Origin of the sequence: Massilia sp., from assembly GCF_046293535.1 — a bacterium.
Classification (GTDB): Bacteria; Pseudomonadota; Gammaproteobacteria; order Burkholderiales; family Burkholderiaceae_D; genus Telluria.
Genome location: NZ_JBKBOV010000042.1, coordinates 35333 through 48734, shown reverse-complemented (window position 1 = coordinate 48734; position 13402 = coordinate 35333). Strand labels below are relative to the sequence as shown.

At 61.3% G+C, this 13402-nt stretch carries 9 protein-coding genes, 1 tRNA gene and 1 pseudogene; 10 read left to right on the top strand and 1 reads right to left on the bottom strand.

Annotation, left to right across the window (positions count from 1 at the left end):
- The 10 genes and pseudogenes from ACK4S9_RS18855 to rpoC all read left to right on the top strand — a co-directional run.
- A pseudogene (locus tag ACK4S9_RS18855) lies at window positions 1-120 on the top strand (elongation factor Tu); the annotation flags it as partial.
- Between the two features lie 100 nt (window positions 121-220).
- A tRNA-Trp gene (locus ACK4S9_RS18850) sits at window positions 221-296 on the top strand.
- A 36-nt stretch (window positions 297-332) separates the two neighbouring features.
- Window positions 333-722 (top strand): preprotein translocase subunit SecE, encoded by a 390-nt coding sequence (gene secE, locus ACK4S9_RS18845; protein WP_409728824.1) that lies wholly within the window; start codon window positions 333-335, stop codon window positions 720-722.
- Window positions 722-1336 carry a transcription termination/antitermination protein NusG gene (gene nusG, locus ACK4S9_RS18840; protein ID WP_277485774.1) on the top strand — a complete coding sequence of 205 codons (615 nt, stop codon included), beginning with the start codon at window positions 722-724 and terminating at the stop codon, window positions 1334-1336. Before secE ends, nusG begins: the two co-directional genes overlap by 1 nt.
- Window positions 1337-1446: 110 nt before the next feature.
- On the top strand, window positions 1447-1878 hold the full coding sequence (gene rplK / locus ACK4S9_RS18835) for a 50S ribosomal protein L11 (protein WP_281912150.1): 432 nt from the start codon (window positions 1447-1449) through the stop codon (window positions 1876-1878).
- Window positions 1878-2576: a 50S ribosomal protein L1 gene (gene rplA, locus ACK4S9_RS18830; RefSeq protein WP_409728822.1), complete on the top strand. Its 699-nt coding sequence runs from the start codon at window positions 1878-1880 to the stop codon at window positions 2574-2576. Before rplK ends, rplA begins: the two co-directional genes overlap by 1 nt.
- Before the next feature lie 329 nt (window positions 2577-2905).
- Window positions 2906-3430, top strand: coding sequence for a 50S ribosomal protein L10 (gene rplJ, locus ACK4S9_RS18825; protein ID WP_312550424.1), 525 nt, complete (start codon window positions 2906-2908; stop codon window positions 3428-3430).
- Window positions 3431-3499: 69 nt separating this feature from the next.
- Window positions 3500-3877 carry a 50S ribosomal protein L7/L12 gene (rplL, locus tag ACK4S9_RS18820; protein WP_027868024.1) on the top strand — a complete coding sequence of 126 codons (378 nt, stop codon included), beginning with the start codon at window positions 3500-3502 and terminating at the stop codon, window positions 3875-3877.
- 299 nt (window positions 3878-4176) lie between these two features.
- Window positions 4177-8286, top strand: a complete 4110-nt coding sequence (rpoB, locus tag ACK4S9_RS18815; protein WP_409728819.1) for a DNA-directed RNA polymerase subunit beta — start codon at window positions 4177-4179, stop codon at window positions 8284-8286.
- A gap of 226 nt (window positions 8287-8512) precedes the next feature.
- Window positions 8513-12760 (top strand): DNA-directed RNA polymerase subunit beta', encoded by a 4248-nt coding sequence (gene rpoC, locus ACK4S9_RS18810; protein ID WP_409728817.1) that lies wholly within the window; start codon window positions 8513-8515, stop codon window positions 12758-12760.
- A 116-nt stretch (window positions 12761-12876) separates the two neighbouring features.
- Here the strand turns inward: rpoC and ACK4S9_RS18805 are convergent, their stop codons facing one another.
- On the bottom strand, window positions 12877-13260 hold the full coding sequence (locus ACK4S9_RS18805) for a hypothetical protein (RefSeq protein ID WP_409728815.1): 384 nt from the start codon (window positions 13258-13260) through the stop codon (window positions 12877-12879).
- Between the last annotated feature and the right edge of the window lie 142 nt (window positions 13261-13402).

The window sequence follows — 13402 nt, the reverse complement described above, 5'->3', positions numbered from 1 at the left end:
AACGTGTCGATCACCGTCAAGCTGATCGCTCCGATCGCGATGGAAGAAGGTCTGCGCTTCGCAATCCGCGAAGGCGGCCGTACCGTCGGCGCCGGCGTGGTTGCCAAGATCATCGCCTAATAAGCGATGCTAGGGGGAGGCAGAACAACGCCTCCCTCGAACAGCATTGTCTGGTGCGCGCGTACCATGTATAATGCTGGATTCAGCGAGAAGTTTTCGTAGGGGTGTAGCTCAATTGGCAGAGCGTCGGTCTCCAAAACCGAAGGTCGCGGGTTCGATTCCCTCCGCCCCTGCCACCGAATTCTGGTGCGCAGCACCGAAAGTAAAAAAGAATGTCTAATCAATCCGTGCAAACTGTCAGCACCTCGAATGACAAGTTCAAGGTCGCACTGGCGGTAGTTGCCACGATTGCAGGCGTTGTCGGGTTCTTTTACCTGAAAGGCCAGAACAAACCAGCCTTGGTCGCCGCCGGCGCCCTCGTGGCTGGTTTAGTTTTTGCTGTCCTGCTTTTGTGGACCTCGACCACCGGTCGTGATTTCCTGGGCTTCGCCAAAGAATCGGTGCGCGAGACCAAGAAAGTTGTTTGGCCGACCCGTCGGGAAGCAACTCAGATCACCGGTATCGTGTTCGCCTTCGTGGTCGTCACCGCGATCTTCCTGTGGGGCACGGATAAGGTTCTGGAATTCCTGTTGTACGACCTGGTCCTGGGATGGAAAAACTGATGAGCGAAAACGTGCAAGACAACGCGCCGGGCCAAGACCCGGCGCAAGACGCTGGTGCGGCTCCCGTGAGTGTCCCGGTCAGCAACAAGCGCTGGTACGTCGTCCACGTCTACTCCGGCATGGAAAAGAGCGTCATGCGCGCCCTCACCGAGCGCATCGAGCGCGCCGGCATGCAAGAGCAGTTCGGCCGCATCCTGGTCCCGACTGAAGAAGTCGTCGAGATGCGCAACGGCACCAAGGCCGTCTCCGAGCGTCGTTTCTTCCCAGGCTATGTCCTGGTCGAGATGGAAATGACGGACGAGACCTGGCACCTGGTCAAGAACACCAGCAAGGTCACCGGCTTCATCGGTGGCAAGTCGAACAAGCCGACGCCGATCCCGGCGCGCGAGATCGACAAGATCATGCAGCAGGTCCAGGAAGGCGTCGAAAAGCCGCGTCCGAAAGTCCTGTACGAAGTGGGCGAGCAGGTCCGGATCAAGGAAGGCCCGTTCACCGACTTCAACGGCAACGTCGAAGAAGTCAACTACGAAAAATCGAAGGTGCGTGTCTCTGTCACCATCTTCGGCCGCGCAACTCCGGTGGAGCTGGAGTTCGGGCAGGTAGAGAAAGTCTAAAGCGCTTAATCGGAGCGTCGCAGCAGCAAGGCGGAATCCGGTAAGAGGAGCCCCGCCGAAGAGTGGTAGCGGTGGGGCGCTACTACTCAATGCCAACTTAGGAGCCAGACATGGCAAAGAAGATTATTGGCTTTATCAAGCTGCAAGTCGCAGCCGGTAAGGCAAACCCCTCCCCACCGATCGGCCCGGCACTGGGCCAGCGTGGCCTGAACATCATGGAATTCTGCAAGGCGTTCAACGCGCAGACCCAGGGTTTCGAGCCGGGCATGCCGATTCCGGTCGTGATCACCGCGTTCGCCGACAAGTCCTTCACCTTCGTGATGAAGACCCCGCCGGCAACCTACCTGATCAAGAAAGCCGCTGGCATCACCAAGGGTTCGCCGAAGCCACATACCGACAAGGTTGGCTCGCTGACCCGTGCCCAGGCTGAAGAAATCGCAAAAACCAAGCAGCCGGACCTGACCGCCGCCGACATGGACGCAGCAGTGCGTATCATCGCTGGCTCGGCACGTTCGATGGGCATCACGGTGGAGGGTGTGTAATGGCTAAGCTGTCCAAGCGCGTTAAAGCAATGAAAGAAAAAGTGGACCGTAACAAGGTCTACGCGTTCGACAACGCAGTGTCGATCGTCAAGGAATTCGCCACCGCCAAGTTCAACGAGTCGATCGACGTCGCCGTGCAACTGGGCGTGGACCCGAAGAAGTCGGACCAGGTGGTCCGCGGTTCGGTCGTCCTGCCAGCAGGCACCGGCAAGACCGTGCGCGTCGCTGTCTTCGCTTCGGGCGACAAGGCTGAAGCTGCCAAGGCAGCCGGCGCCGACATCGTCGGTATGGAAGACCTGGCAGAGATGGTCAAGGCCGGCAACATGCCGTTCGACATCGTGATCGCTTCGCCGGACACCATGCGTATCGTCGGTACCCTGGGCCAGATCCTGGGCCCGCGCGGCCTGATGCCGAACCCGAAGGTCGGCACCGTGACCCCGGACGTGGCTGGCGCCGTCAAGAACGCCAAGGCCGGTCAGGTCCAGTACCGTACCGACAAGGCTGGTATCGTGCACGCCACCATCGGCCGCAAATCGTTCTCGGACGAGCAGCTGAAGACCAACCTGGTCGCGCTGATCGAAGCCCTGAACAAGGCCAAGCCGGCAAGCTCGAAGGGCGTGTACCTGCGCAAGGTCGCGATCTCGTCGACCATGGGCGCCGGCGTCCGCGTCGACCACGCTTCGATCGCTGCTGCTTAATCGATGACTGCGCGAAAGCGCGGTCGTCGTCCCCGCGCAGGCGGGGATCCAAGTTGCTGTTAAAGAATTAAGTCCTTGTAGTTGTATCACAGGGCAGATCTTTGGGCTGTCGGAGCAAATCACCGCTCCGGCAGGCAGTCAAAGACCGTTGGGCCGAAGGCAGAGGTTGAGCCAGAGGTTAATAGACCACCCAACGCAGATGGTGTACCCGAACAAGTTTTGTAGTCCACGCTGCGTGAGTTCATCCGCGTTAGATTGACTTCTTAACTTCGGACGCCGTGTTCGAACCGATGTGAACATGTTGTTCGCATCATTTAAGGAGATTGACCGTGGGTCTTAATCTGAATGACAAAAAGGCCGTCGTCGAAGAGGTAAGCGCTAAAGTTGCAACCGCGCAAACCATCGTCGTGGCTGAGTACCGTGGCATCCAGGTTGCTCACTTGACCAAACTCCGTGCAGCCGCACGTGCCCAGGGCGTCTACCTGCGTGTTCTGAAGAACACGCTGGCTCGTCGCTCGGTTGAGGGCACGCAGTTTGCCTCGCTGGCAGATTCCATGACCGGCCCGCTGATCTACTCGATCTCGGACGACGCCGTTGCAGCAGCTAAAGTCATCAACGACTTCGCTAAAACCAACGACAAGCTGGTTGTGAAAGCTGGTAACTACGCTGGTAAGGCACTGGATGTCGCCGGCGTGACCGCCCTGGCAAGCATCCCGAGCCGTGAAGTCCTCATCGCCCAGCTGCTGGGCGTCATGCAGGCACCGGTGTCGGGCTTCGCACGAGTTCTGGCTGCAGTCGCAGCACAAAAAGGCGAAGGCGCCGCTGCTCCGGCAGCGGAAGCCACCGAAGCGTAATCGCTTCGCGTCTTTCTGTTCAAGTAGAACCAAACCTGTACTACACACACACAATATTTGGAGTTTCAAATGGCAATTAGCAAAGAAGAGTTCCTGGACGCAGTTGGCGCAATGTCGGTCATGGAACTGAACGACCTGGTCAAGGCTTTCGAAGAGAAGTTCGGCGTGTCGGCAGCTGCAATGGCAGCACCGGCAGCTGGCGGTGCCGCTGGCGGCGCAGCTGCTGCTGAAGAGCAGACCGAGTTCAACGTTGTCCTGACCGAAGTCGGCGCGAACAAAGTCGGCGTCATCAAGGCAGTCCGCGAAATCACCGGCCTGGGCCTGAAGGAAGCCAAAGACGTCGTCGACGGCGCACCGAAGACCGTGAAAGAAGCCCTGCCGAAAGCTGACGCTGAAGCCGCTAAGAAGAAGCTGGAAGAAGCTGGCGCCAAGGCCGAGCTGAAGTAATACATATGCATTGGGCACTCGTTCCGGGTGCCCAGCGCGGGAGTCAAAGCTTGCGGAACCTGCCGAAAGGGAGGGGATGCGGCTTTGGCTCTTTTGTCGTCCCTGCATCAAACACAAGCGACACCCGTTTCAGCAGCACCAGCAGCACCCAGCATCACCGGCTTCAGAAATATCGTAACACAGCAGTACGGCTGTCTTAATCACCTGGCGGGAAAGCAGAGGCTTCAGGCCTTGCGTGTGGTGCGACCACCACTGGCAATTCCTGAATTCTCATCCTTTCTGTCACTCACGGAGTGTCCATGCACTACTCATTTACTGAGAAGAAGCGCATTCGCAAGTCGTTCGCGAAGCGCGCCAACGTTCACAACGTTCCTTATCTTCTGGCTACCCAGCTCGAATCCTACGAGAATTTCTTGCAGGCCGACGCCGCTCCGTCCGTCCGCAAGAACGAAGGCCTGCAGTCCGCCTTCAGCTCCATCTTCCCGATCGTGTCGCACAATGGTTTTGCGCGCCTCGAGTTCCTGTCCTATGTGCTGGGCGACCCTGCGTTTGACGTGAAAGAGTGCCAGCAACGTGGCCTGACCTTCGCTTCGCCGCTGCGCGCCAAGGTGCGTCTGGTGATCCTGGACAAGGAATCGCCGACCAAGCCGGTCGTGAAGGAAATGAAAGAGCAGGAAGTGTACATGGGCGAACTGCCGCTGATGACCACGAACGGTTCGTTCGTCATCAACGGTACCGAGCGCGTCATCGTCTCGCAGCTGCACCGCTCGCCGGGCGTGTTCTTCGAACACGACCGCGGCAAGACCCATTCGTCGGGCAAGCTGCTGTTCTCGGCCCGTATCATTCCTTACCGCGGCTCCTGGCTGGACTTCGAATTCGACCCGAAGGACATCCTGTTCTTCCGCGTCGACCGTCGCCGCAAGATGCCGGTCACGATCCTGCTGAAGGCCATCGGCATGACGCCGGAGCAGATCCTGGCGAACTTCTTCGTCTTCGACAATTTCACCCTGCGCCAGGAAGGCGGCGAGCTGGAGTTCGTGTCCGAACGCCTGCGCGGCGAAGTCGCGCGCTTCGACATCGTCGATCCGAAGTCGGGCAAGACCATCGTCACCAAGGACAAGCGTATCAACGCCAAGCACGTCCGTGACATCGAAGCCGCCGGCATCAAGTCGATCTCGGTTCCGGAAGACTACCTGCTGGGCCGCGTGCTGGCCAAGAACATCGTCGACCAGGACACCGGCGAAGTCATCGCCGTGGCCAACGACGAGCTGACCGAAGAACTGCTGGGCAAGCTGCGCGACGCTAGCGTGACCGACATCCAGACGCTGTACACCAACGACCTGGACCAGGGCGGCTACATCTCGCAGACCCTGCGCACCGACGACACCGCCGACCAGACCGCCGCGCGCGTGGCGATCTACCGCATGATGCGTCCTGGCGAACCGCCGACCGAAGAATCGGTGGAAGCCCTGTTCAACGGCCTGTTCTACAGCCCGGAACGCTACGACCTGTCGGCTGTCGGCCGCATGAAGTTCAACCGCCGCATCGGCCGTGACGAACTCGTGGGCGACATGACCCTGTCGAACGACGACATCCTGGCCGTGATCAAGATCCTGGTCGAGCTGCGCAATGGCCGCGGCGAAGTCGACGACATCGACCACCTGGGCAACCGCCGCGTGCGTTGCGTCGGCGAACTGGCCGAGAACCAGTTCCGTGCCGGCCTGGTGCGCGTGGAACGCGCCGTCAAGGAACGCCTCGGCCAGGCCGAAGCGGACAACCTGATGCCGCACGACCTGATCAACAGCAAGCCGATCTCGGCAGCGATCCGTGAGTTCTTCGGTTCGTCGCAGCTGTCGCAGTTCATGGACCAGACCAACCCGCTGTCGGAAGTCACCCACAAGCGCCGCGTCTCGGCCCTGGGCCCGGGCGGCCTGACCCGCGAACGCGCCGGTTTCGAGGTGCGCGACGTGCACCCGACCCACTACGGCCGCGTGTGCCCGATCGAAACGCCTGAAGGCCCGAACATCGGCCTGATCAACTCGCTGGCACTGTACGCCCGCCTGAACGAATACGGCTTCCTGGAAACCCCGTACCGCAAGGTCGAAGGTTCGAAGGTGACCGACAAGATCGAATACCTGTCGGCGATCGAAGAAGGCCGCTACATCATTGCGCAGGCAAACGCCGCGATCAATGAAGAAGGCCAGCTGGTCGACGAACTGGTGTCGGCGCGTGAAGCCGGCGAAACCATCCTGGTCTCGCCAGAGCGCATCCAGTACATGGACGTGGCCCCGGGCCAGATCGTGTCGGTGGCAGCTTCGCTGATTCCGTTCCTCGAGCACGATGACGCGAACCGTGCACTGATGGGCGCCAACATGCAGCGCCAGGCCGTGCCGTGCCTGCGTCCGGAAAAAGCCTTCGTCGGCACCGGCATCGAGCGCACCGTGGCGGTCGACTCGGGCACCACCGTGCAGGCCCTGCGCGGCGGCGTGGTGGACTACATCGACGCGGGCCGTGTGGTCATCCGCGTCAACGACGACGAGGCGCAAGCCGGCGAAGTCGGTGTGGACATCTACAACCTGATCAAGTACACCCGTTCGAACCAGAACACCAACATCAACCAGCGTCCGATCGTGCAAGTGGGCGATCGCGTGGCACGCGGCGACGTCATCGCCGACGGCGCCTCGACCGACCTGGGCGAACTGGCACTGGGCCAGAACATGCTGGTGGCCTTCATGCCGTGGAACGGCCTGAACTTCGAAGACTCGATCCTGATCTCGGAAAACGTGGTCAAGGACGACCGCTACACCTCGATCCACATCGAGGAACTGTCGGTGGTCGCCCGTGACACCAAGCTGGGCGCGGAAGAAATCACCCGCGACATCTCGAACCTGGCCGAGAACCAGCTGGCCCGCCTGGACGAATCGGGCATCGTGTACATCGGCGCAGAAGTGCAAGCCGGCGACGTGCTGGTCGGTAAGGTCACCCCGAAGGGCGAGACCCAGCTGACCCCGGAAGAGAAGCTGCTGCGCGCGATCTTCGGCGAAAAGGCCTCGGACGTGAAAGACACCTCGCTGCGCGTGCCGTCGGGCATGGTCGGCACCGTCATCGACGTGCAGGTGTTCACCCGCGAAGGCATCCAGCGCGACAAGCGCGCCCAGCAGATCATCGACGACGAGCTGAAGCGCTACCGCCTGGACCTGAACGACCAGATGCGTATCGTGGAAGGCGACGCCTTCCAGCGTCTGGAGCGCATGCTGATCGGTAAAGTGGTCAACGGCGGTCCGAAGAAGCTGGCCAAGGGCGCGGCGATCACCCAGGAATACCTGGCTGACCTCGACCGCTTCCACTGGTTCGACATCCGCCCGGCCGACGACGACACCGCCAACGCACTCGAAGCGATCAAGGAATCGATCAACGAGAAGCGCCACCAGTTCGACCTGGCCTTCGAAGAGAAGCGCAAGAAGCTGACGCAAGGCGACGAGCTGCAGCCTGGCGTGCAGAAGATGGTCAAGGTCTACCTGGCCGTCAAGCGCCGCCTGCAGTCGGGCGACAAGATGGCGGGCCGCCACGGTAACAAGGGTGTGGTTTCGCGTATCGTGCCGGTGGAAGACATGCCGTTCATGGCCGATGGTACCCCGGCCGACGTCGTGCTGAACCCGCTGGGCGTTCCGTCGCGTATGAACGTCGGTCAGATCCTCGAAACCCACCTCGGTTGGGCGGCGAAGGGCCTGGGCCTGCGTATCGGCGACATGCTGCGCGCGCAAGCGAAAGCGGAAGAGATCCGCGGCTTCCTGGGCAAAATTTACAACGAGACCGGCCGCAAGGAAGACCTGGACAGCTTCAGCGATGAAGAGATCCTGACCCTGGCGAACAACCTCAAGAACGGCGTGCCGTTCGCGACGCCGGTGTTCGACGGTGCGCACGAGACCGAAATCCGCCGCATGCTGGACCTGGCGTTCCCGGACGAGATCGCGACCCACCTGGGCATGACCCCGTCGAAGAACCAGGTCACCATGTTCGATGGCCGCACCGGCGAAGCATTCGAGCGCAAGGTCACCGTCGGCTTCATGCACATGCTGAAGCTGCACCACCTGGTCGACGACAAGATGCACGCCCGCTCGACCGGTCCGTACTCGCTGGTGACGCAGCAGCCGCTGGGCGGTAAGGCCCAGTTCGGTGGCCAGCGCTTCGGTGAGATGGAGGTGTGGGCACTGGAAGCCTACGGCGCGTCCTACGTGCTGCAGGAAATGCTGACTGTGAAGTCGGACGACGTGAATGGCCGTACCAAGGTGTACGAGAACCTGGTCAAGGGCGATCACGTGATCGATGCCGGCATGCCGGAATCGTTCAACGTGCTGGTGAAGGAAATCCGTTCGCTGGGTATCGACATCGATCTCGAGCGCAACTAAGCAGGGCCGGCATGGCCGCCAGCCTTCGGGCTCGGCCTGCCGCCCCTGAATCGTCGCCCCGGCGCAGGCCGGGGCCCAAGTTCGGTTGGTAAGCCGAAAAAATTGGATCCCGGCCTGCGCCGGGATGACGTTTTCAGGGGTAGGCGGGTCAGCAAGCACCGGCGAAAATCGGTGAGAACTGGCGGTAGTAGTATTCAGTAAAGAATTCAATCACCTGGAGTGATACATGAAAGCACTGCTCGATCTATTCAAGCAAGTTCAGCAAAACGAGAGCTTCGACGCCATCAAGATCGGCCTGGCGTCGCCCGAGAAAATCCGTTCGTGGTCCTACGGCGAAGTCAAGAAGCCGGAAACCATCAACTACCGCACCTTCAAGCCTGAGCGCGACGGCCTGTTCTGCGCCAAGATCTTTGGCCCGATCAAGGACTACGAATGCCTGTGCGGCAAGTACAAGCGCCTGAAGCACCGCGGCGTCATCTGCGAGAAGTGCGGCGTCGAAGTCACGCTGGCCAAGGTGCGCCGTGAGCGCATGGGCCACATCGAGCTGGCCTCGCCGACCGCCCACATCTGGTTCCTGAAGTCGCTGCCGTCGCGTCTGGGCATGGTCCTGGACATGACCCTGCGCGATATCGAACGCGTGCTGTACTTCGAAGCATACGTCGTGACCGATCCTGGCATGACCCCGCTGAAGAAGTGCCAGATCATGTCGGAAGACGACTACGCCGCCAAGTACGAAGAGTACGGCGACGACTTCACCGCATTCATGGGCGCCGAAGGCATCCGTGAACTGCTGCGCTCGATCGACATCCACCGCGATGCCGAAGCCCTGCGCGTCGAGCTGAAGGAATCGAAGTCCGAAGCGAAGATCAAGAAATACGCCAAGCGCCTGAAGGTGCTCGAGGCGTTCCAGCGCTCGGGCATCAAGCCCGAGTGGATGATCATGGAAGTGCTCCCGGTCCTGCCGCCGGAGCTGCGTCCGCTCGTCCCGCTGGACGGCGGCCGTTTCGCGACCTCCGACCTGAACGACCTGTACCGCCGCGTCATCAACCGTAATAATCGCCTGAAGCGCCTGATGGAACTGCGCGCTCCGGAAATCATTACGCGTAACGAAAAGCGCATGCTGCAGGAAGCAGTGGACTCGCTGCTGGACAACGGCCGTCGCGGCAAGGCGATGACCGGCGCCAACAAGCGTCCGCTGAAGTCGCTGGCTGAAATGATCAAGGGTAAGGGCGGCCGCTTCCGTCAGAACCTGCTGGGCAAGCGCGTCGACTACTCGGGCCGTTCGGTCATCGTGGTGGGTCCGCAGCTGAAACTGCACCAGTGCGGTCTGCCGAAGCTGATGGCCCTGGAACTGTTCAAGCCCTTCATCTTCAACAAGCTGGAACTGATGGGTCTCGCGACCACCATCAAGGCTGCCAAGAAGCTGGTCGAGATTCAGGAACCGGTGGTCTGGGACATCCTGGAAGAGGTCATCAAAGAGCACCCGGTCATGCTGAACCGCGCGCCGACCCTGCACCGTCTCGGTATCCAGGCGTTCGAGCCGGTCCTGATCGAAGGCAAGGCGATCCAGCTGCACCCGCTGGTCTGCGCGGCGTTCAACGCCGACTTCGACGGTGACCAGATGGCAGTCCACGTGCCGCTGTCGATCGAAGCGCAGATGGAAGCCCGCACCCTGATGCTGGCTTCGAACAACATCCTGTTCCCGTCGAACGGCGAACCGTCGATCGTCCCGTCGCAGGATATCGTGCTGGGTCTGTACTACGCGACCCGCGAGGCGATCAACGCCAAGGGCGAAGGCATGATGTTCCCGGACGTGTCGGAAGTCATCCGCGCGTACGACAACAAGGAAGTCGAACTGGCGACCCGCATCACCGTGCGTATCGTCGAGCACCCGAAGAACGCCGAGGGTGAATTCGACCGCACCGTGACCCGCTACGAGACCACCGTCGGCCGCGCCATCCTGTCCGAGATCCTGCCGAAAGGCCTGCCGTTCTCGGTGCTGAACCGCGCGCTGAAGAAGAAGGAAATCTCGAAGCTGATCAACACGTCGTTCCGCAAGTGCGGCCTGCGTGCGACCGTCGTCTTCGCGGACAAGCTGATGCAGTCGGGCTTCCGCCTGGCGACCCGCGCCGGCATCTCGATCGCCGTCGACGACATGCTGATCCCGGACGTCAAGAAGGGCATGATCGCGACCGCCGAAGCCGAAGTGAAGCAGATCGAGCAGCAGTACGCCTCGGGTCTGGTCACCGCCGGCGAGCGTTACAACAAGGTCGTCGACATCTGGGGCAAGACCTCGGACGAAGTCGGCAAGGCGATGATGGACCAGCTGAAAGTGGAACCGGTCACCAAGCGTGACGGCACCGAAGGCACCCAGGAATCGTTCAACGCGATTTACATGATGGCCGACTCGGGCGCCCGCGGTTCGGCAGCCCAGATCCGCCAGCTGGCCGGTATGCGAGGCCTGATGGCCAAGCCGGACGGTTCGATTATCGAAACGCCGATTACCGCGAACTTCCGCGAAGGCCTGAACGTTCTGCAGTACTTCATCTCGACCCACGGCGCTCGTAAAGGTCTGGCGGATACGGCACTGAAGACCGCGAACTCGGGTTACCTGACCCGCCGCCTGGTCGACGTGACCCAGGACCTGGTGGTGATCGAGGACGATTGCGGCACCAACAACGGCACGCACATGAAGGCGATGGTCGAAGGCGGTGAAGTCATCGAGCCGCTGCGCGACCGTATCCTCGGCCGCGTCGCCGGTACCGACATCGTGAATCCGGAAACCCAGGAAACCCTGTTCGAGGCCGGCACGCTGCTGGACGAAGACATGGTGGAAGAGATCGAACGCGTCGGCATCGACGAAGTGAAGGTCCGCACCCCGCTGAACTGCGACACCCGTTTCGGCCTGTGCGCGAAGTGCTACGGCCGTGACCTGGGCCGCGGCCTGCTGGTCAACGCCGGCGAAGCAGTCGGTGTGGTTGCGGCACAGTCGATCGGTGAGCCGGGTACCCAGCTGACCATGCGTACCTTCCACATCGGTGGTGCGGCATCGCGCGCTGCAGTGGCATCGTCGGTCGAAGCCAAGTCGAACGGCACCGTGCGCTTCACCGCCACGATGCGTTACGTCACCAACGGCAAGGGCGCGCAGATCGTCATCTCGCGTTCGGGCGAAGTCCTGATCACCGACGACCACGGCCGTGAGCGCGAGCGCCACAAGGTGCCGTACGGCGCGACCCTGATCGTCAAGGACGGCCAGGCAGTCAAGGCCGGCACCGCGCTGTCGACCTGGGATCCGCTGACCCGTCCGATCATCACCGAGTACGCAGGCACCATCAAGTTCGAAAACGTGGAAGAGGGCGTCACCGTCGCTCGCCAGGTGGACGAAGTGACCGGCCTGTCGACCCTGGTGGCGATCGATCCGAAGCGCCGTGGTTCGGGCAAGGTCCTGCGTCCGCAGGTCAAGCTGCTGAACGACGAAGGCCAGGAAGTCAAGATCGCCGGCACCGAACACGCCGTGACGATCGGCTTCCAGGTCGGCGCGCTGATCATGGTCAAGGACGGTCAGCAAGTCTCGGTGGGTGAAGTGCTGGCACGTATCCCGACCGAATCGCAGAAGACCCGTGACATTACCGGTGGTCTGCCGCGCGTTGCCGAACTGTTCGAAGCACGTTCGCCGAAAGACGCGGGCATGCTGGCCGAAGTCACCGGTACCGTCGCATTCGGTAAGGAGACCAAGGGCAAGCAGCGTCTGGAAATCACCGACATGGACGGCAACAAGCACGAGTTCCTGATCACCAAGGACAAGCAAGTGCTGGTGCACGACGGCCAGGTGGTGAACAAGGGCGAGATGATCGTCGACGGTCCGGCCGATCCGCAGGACATCCTGCGCCTGCTGGGTATCGAAGCGCTGGCCCGCTACATCGTGGACGAGGTGCAGGACGTGTACCGTCTGCAGGGCGTGAAGATCAACGACAAGCACATCGAGGTGATCGTTCGCCAGATGCTGCGCCGTGTCCAGATCACCGACGCCGGCGACACCGACTACATCGTCGGCGAGCAGGTGGAGCGTTCGGAGCTGCTGGAAGAGAACGACAAGGTCAACGCCGTCGGCAAGCTGCCGGCGCAGTACGAAAACGTGCTGCTGGGTATTACCAAGGCATCGCTGTCGACCGACTCGTTCATCTCGGCCGCATCGTTCCAGGAAACCACCCGCGTCCTCACCGAAGCGGCGATCATGGGCAAGCGCGACGGTCTGCGCGGCCTGAAGGAAAACGTCATCGTCGGCCGCCTGATCCCTGGCGGTACCGGCCTGGCATTCCACCGCGCCCGCAAGGAGAAGGAAGTGTGGGAGGCGGAAGAGCGCCAGGCACTGCTGCAGCAGGAAAAGGCCAACATGGCCGCCGAGTTGCAGGCGATGGAAGACCAGCAGAATGCTGCGGCTTCGGTCGAGCAGCATCAGGGCGATGGCGAGTGATCGCTGTAGCTAGCTGAAATGAAGACGGCACCTTGAGGGGTGCCGTTTTTTTTGACTTTCGGAATCTAACTTTGCCCATGCATCCATTTTTACGCGCAAACCTGGCTGAGCGTTGATTACTGCGCGTGGGATAGCCTGGTTGACTTTACCGGCAAGGCTGTGCCGACGACAGGAGAGGCCGCGGGCGCGCATGCACGGGTGCATCTCAGGTAGCTCGCATCGCAAGCATCGAGGCGCTCGCGTTTGCGCTTGTGGAAATCGGACTGCTCCGCCGCGCGTGCCGGCACCGACTGCACCTGGCCATGGTTCGCCGTCCGCGCGAACTGGTTCTTTTCCTCTGCCGCGGGCAGCTTGTCGAGTCCGGTCAGCCTGCCTGCGCGGCTCGTGCATTGCTGCTTTTCGGATGCACACACCGATGTGCACACCGAAGGCTCGTCGGCATGCGCCAGTGGAGCCGCCATCAGGGCAGACAGGACGATGAGCAGGATGGACGGGTTCATCTGGTTTCCTTTCGCTGAAGAGACAGCACACAATAAGCAAAACCATTCTAAATCGACTTCCCGCGCGAAGGCGGCAAGTCCAGCGCATGCCGCGCCAACTTACCCGGGCGGGGTAAATCGCAGCTGCCCAGACATCCGTTTT

Bases quoted from the DNA above. Each gene is read 5' to 3' on its own strand.
- rplL (WP_027868024.1), top strand. From the start codon at position 3,500: ATGGCAATTAGCAAAGAAGAGTTCCTGGACGCAGTTGGCGCAATGTCG.
- rpoC (WP_409728817.1), top strand. From the start codon at position 8,513: ATGAAAGCACTGCTCGATCTATTCAAGCAAGTTCAGCAAAACGAGAGC.
- rplA (WP_409728822.1), top strand. From the start codon at position 1,878: ATGGCTAAGCTGTCCAAGCGCGTTAAAGCAATGAAAGAAAAAGTGGAC.
- rpoB (WP_409728819.1), top strand. From the start codon at position 4,177: ATGCACTACTCATTTACTGAGAAGAAGCGCATTCGCAAGTCGTTCGCG.
- secE (WP_409728824.1), top strand. From the start codon at position 333: ATGTCTAATCAATCCGTGCAAACTGTCAGCACCTCGAATGACAAGTTC.
- rplK (WP_281912150.1), top strand. From the start codon at position 1,447: ATGGCAAAGAAGATTATTGGCTTTATCAAGCTGCAAGTCGCAGCCGGT.
- nusG (WP_277485774.1), top strand. From the start codon at position 722: ATGAGCGAAAACGTGCAAGACAACGCGCCGGGCCAAGACCCGGCGCAA.
- ACK4S9_RS18805 (WP_409728815.1), bottom strand. From the start codon at position 13,260: ATGAACCCGTCCATCCTGCTCATCGTCCTGTCTGCCCTGATGGCGGCT.